The organism is Variovorax sp. 20P10.2.4 (genome assembly GCF_058244205.1).
The window spans coordinates 1-3,591 of sequence record NZ_JBZAYE010000696.1; the positions used below are offsets into that span (position 1 = coordinate 1).

Consider the following 3,591-nt stretch of genomic DNA (forward strand, 5'->3'; position numbering starts at 1 on the left):
CTGCTGCATGGTCCGTTGCCTCAGGCGACCGCGTCGTCCTCGGCCGCCGCGGCCTTGCCGCCCTTGCGCTGCTGCTTGCGCGCGGCCTTCTTGGCCTCGCGCTCGGCATCGGCGCGCTGGCCCTCGGCCAGCCACTGGGCGAACTCCTCGGGCGTCTCGAGCGTGATGCGCCCGAGGTTGCCGGCGCGGAACTCGTGCATCACGATCTCGGCCGCCTTCTGCAGGTTCACGCGCCCCTTGCCGAGCAGCGCGCCGCGCTTGCGGCCGATGGTGTCGAGCAGCGCCTCGTCGCGCATCTCGGCGAGCTCCCCGGGCGCATGCTCGTGCTCGACCAGCTTGAAGCGCGCCACCAGCCCCGCCGCGTAGTGCTGCTTGAGGTAGCCGAGCAACTCGAGCGCCACCTCCTCCTCGTCGAAGGCATTGCGCCCCACCGCGCCGCTGGCAGCGAGGTTGTAGCCGCTCTTGGGCACCACGATGCGCGGCCACAGCATGCCGGGCGTGTCCCAGAGATAGAAGTCGTCGGCCAGCGTGATGCGCTGCTCGAGCTTGGTGATGCCGGCCTCGTCGCCGGTCTTGGCCTTGCGCCCGCCGGTCAGGGTGTTGATCAGCGTCGACTTGCCCACGTTCGGAATGCCGCAGATCAGCACCCGCATCGGCTTGGCCAGGCCGCCGCGGTTGGGCGACAGCGCATGGCAGGCGCGCACGATCTGCTGCGCCGGTGTGGACAGGCTGGCGTCGAGCGGGATCGCGCGCGTGGCCGGCAGGCCGTTGTAGTGCGCGAGCCAGCGCTCGGTGCGCTCGGGGTCGGCCAGGTCCTGCTTGTTGAGCACCTTGAGCGCCGGCCGGTTGGCGGTCAGCCGCGCGAGCATCGGGTTGGCGCTCGAGCCGGGCAGCCGCGCGTCGAGCAGCTCGATCACCACGTCGATGTCCTTCACGCGCTCGGTGATCGCCTTCTGCGTGAGATGCATGTGACCGGGGAACCACTGGATCGCCATCGGTGCGTGTCTTTCTTGTGTTTGTGGCTGCGGGATGGAATGGGACGGTGCATGCACCGGTCCGGGGTGCGCATTGTGAACCGCGAACCTGAATCGATCGATACGCCCCCGCCGCGCGGGGATACCGGGGTCTTTGCCGCGCGCGGCATGGCCGCACGCTTGCAAAGTCTTGCGCCGCTCGCGCGTGCCAGCCCCTATGATTTGTCGCAGAGCGCGCCTTCCGGCGTCGGTCGAATCCAGACTTTTTTCAAGGAGTTGCCGCGATGAAACCCGTCTCCGAACTGCTCAAACGTCACGACTCCGCGGCCTGGCGGACCTCGCCGGGCACCACGGTGTTCGATGCGCTGGCCACGCTGGCGCATTTCGAGGTCGGTGCCCTGATGGTGATGGAGGGCGACCGGCTGGTCGGCTTCCTCTCCGAGCGCGACTACACGCGCAAGGTCGCGCTGCAGGGCAAGAACTCCAAGGAGGTCAAGGTCTCGGAGATCATGACGCCCGACGTGATGACCGTGAACCCGCAGACCCCCACCCAGACCTGCATGGCGCTGATGAGCCAGCGCAAGTTCCGCCACCTGCCGGTGGTCGACGGCGACAGGGTGGTGGGCATGATCTCGATCCAGGACCTGATGGACGACATCATTGCCGACCACGAGCAGACCATCGAGCAGCTGACGCACTACATCCAGAGTTGAGCGAAGGCGGCGCCGCCGCCCTTTTTCGGCCCCCGCGTCAGGCAGGCGCGACCGGACGACGCTAGACTGCGCCCGCCCGCCCCTCGCGGCCGGGCGCCACCTCGTGGCCCTCCCCCCAAGATCACCGAACCACAAGGGTCTGCAATGAGCTTGCAGTCGGCCGAACTGCTTTTCCGGCAGGGCCAGTATTCCGCTGCGCAGAAAGTGCTGCTGCAGCTGCTGAAAAAAGGCCAGCACATGGCCGCCGCGAACCGGCTGCTGGGCTTCATCGCGGGCCAGACGCAGGACTTCCCGCAAGCCATCGAGCGGCTGCGCGCCTCGCTGCGCTACGACCCGAATTCCCTCGAGAGCTGGTACTACCTCGGCATGGCCTGCCAGAAGTCGGGCCAGCACCGCGCCGCGGCCGAGGCCTTCGGCACGCTGCTGCAGCGCCAGCCGAACCTGTTCGAGGCCGAGCACGACCTGGGCCTCGCGCTGCTCGCGCTCGGCAAGGCCGCCGAGGCGCTGGCCCATTTCGACCGCGCGGTGCAATTGCGCCCGAACGCCTTCGAGGCCCACATGAACCGCGGCGCGGCCTGCGGCAAGCTGCGCCTGCATGCACAGGAACTTCAGTGCTACGAAAGCGCGCTGGCGCTGCAGCCCTCGCATCCCACGCTGATCGAGAACTACGGCACCGCGCTGTGCCAGGCGCGGCGCTTCGCGGACGCGGCACAGCTGTACGACCGGACCCTGCGCGAGCATCCCGGCGACGCCGACTACGCCTTCGCGCGCGGCGGCCTGCTCTATGCGCGCGCGGCCATCGCCGACTGGCAGGACTTCGACGCCCAGATGGCGCTGCTGCGCGAGGACATCCGCGCGCAGCGCGAATGCATCGAGCCCTTCGCGCTGCTGATCCTGCCCTCCACGCCGCAGGAGCAGCTGCAGGTGGCGCGGCTGCATGCGCAGCGCCACTACCCGATGGCGGCCGAACCGCTGCACGCGCCGGTGCGCGCCGAGGGCGAGCGCCTGCGCGTCGGCTACATCTCGGCCGACTTCGGGCGCCACGCCACCTCCTTCCTGGTGGCCGAGGTGTTCGAGCGCCACGACCGCGAGCGCTTCGAGGTCACGGCGATCTCGCTGCGCCAGAGCGACGGCAGCGCAATGCGCGAGCGGCTCGAGCGGGCCTTCGACCGCTTCGTCGACGCGCACGAACTGTCGGACAGCGAGACCGCGCAGGCCATCGCCGACCTCGGCATCGACATCCTGGTGGACCTCGGCGGTTACACCATCGATGCGCGGCCTTCGGTGCTGGCGCTGCGGCCGGCGCCGCTGCAGCTCAGCTACCTGTGCTTCCCGGGCACGCTGGGCGCGCCCTTCATCGACTACCTGGTGGCCGACCCCTTCCTGATCCCCGAGGCGGCGCGCGCGGACTACAGCGAGAAGATCCTCTACCTGCCCGACGCCTACCAGCCCAACGACTCGCGCCGCGAGACCGCCGCCGGGCCGCTGTCGCGCGTCGATGCCGGCCTGCCGGAAGGGGCCTTCGTCTTCTGCAACTTCAACAACGGCCAGAAGCTCACGGCCGCGTTCTTCGACATCTGGCTGCGGCTGCTCGCGCGCGTCGAGGGCAGCGTGCTCTGGCTCAAGGGCGGCACCGAGGCCTACGAACGGAACCTGCGCGAGCGCGCCGCCGCGCACGGCATCGCCTCGGAGCGGCTGGTGTTCGCGCCCTGGGCCGAGCAGTCGGCCCACCTGCAGCGCCTGGCGCTGGCCGACCTGTGTCTGGACAACCTGCCCTACAACGCCCACACGACCGCCAGCGACGCGCTGTGGGCCGGGCTGCCGCTCGTGAGTTGCGTGGGCCAGACCTTCGCCGGCCGCGTGGCGGGCAGCCTGCTGGGCGCGGCCGGTTTCCCGCAGCTCGC

Annotated in this window: 3 protein-coding genes; 2 read left to right on the plus strand and 1 reads right to left on the minus strand. The window is 69.8% G+C overall.

The window, feature by feature from the left end; translation table 11 throughout:
* Positions 1 to 20 precede the first annotated feature (20 nt).
* Positions 21 to 995, minus strand: coding sequence for a ribosome biogenesis GTPase YlqF (gene ylqF, locus AC27VN_RS35810; protein WP_093339888.1), 975 nt, complete (start codon positions 993 to 995; stop codon positions 21 to 23).
* Between the two features lie 263 nt (positions 996 to 1,258).
* Between ylqF and AC27VN_RS35815 the strand changes: the two genes are divergently transcribed.
* The gene (locus AC27VN_RS35815) at positions 1,259 to 1,687 is read left to right on the plus strand and encodes a CBS domain-containing protein (protein WP_093339891.1); all 429 of its coding nucleotides are present in this window, start codon (positions 1,259 to 1,261) and stop codon (positions 1,685 to 1,687) included.
* Positions 1,688 to 1,831: 144 nt separating this feature from the next.
* The coding region (locus AC27VN_RS35820; RefSeq protein ID WP_490879700.1) for an O-linked N-acetylglucosamine transferase, SPINDLY family protein at positions 1,832 to 3,591 on the plus strand (1,760 nt) is incomplete at its 3' end.

Coding starts and splice junctions, on each gene's coding strand:
- ylqF (WP_093339888.1), bottom strand. CDS start 995: ATGGCGATCCAGTGGTTCCCCGGTCACATGCATCTCACGCAGAAGGCG.
- AC27VN_RS35815 (WP_093339891.1), top strand. CDS start 1,259: ATGAAACCCGTCTCCGAACTGCTCAAACGTCACGACTCCGCGGCCTGG.